The organism is Streptomyces corallincola (assembly GCF_019104725.1).
Classification (GTDB): Bacteria; Actinomycetota; Actinomycetes; order Streptomycetales; family Streptomycetaceae; genus Streptomyces; species Streptomyces corallincola.
The window spans coordinates 1-385 of the sequence record NZ_JAHRXF010000111.1; the positions used below are offsets into that span (position 1 = coordinate 1).

At 70.6% G+C, this 385-nt stretch carries 1 pseudogene; it reads right to left on the bottom strand.

The features are described from left to right. Positions 1–385: pseudogene (locus KUM39_RS28005) on the bottom strand (ATP-binding protein); the annotation flags it as partial.

Genomic DNA, 385 nt, shown 5'->3' on the forward strand with positions numbered 1-385 from the left:
CAGCCAGAACTGCACCGACTTGTCGAGCGCCAGCCAGAGGGCCAGCGCCCGCAGGGCGGCGGTCTTGCCCTGGTTGGACAGACCGGTGATGAGCAGGTGCCGCTGGTAGACGGACAGGGCCGCCGCGTCGCCTCGCAGGTCCTGCCCCCAGGGGGCTTTGCCCTTGGCGTAGTCGGCGGTCATCGTCTCGTCCGTGACCAGCGGAGACGGGCCGATGGGCTCGTCCAGGGCCCCGGAGTCCGCGACCCACAGTCGGACCGTGCGGGCCGCCTGCGGGATGGTGATGAACACCTCGTGCTCATGGCGGGACAGGTTCTCCGCGAGCTTGCGGCGGCGCTGCTGCACCTCGACCGTGGACACCCCGGACGGCAAGGTCACGTCCACT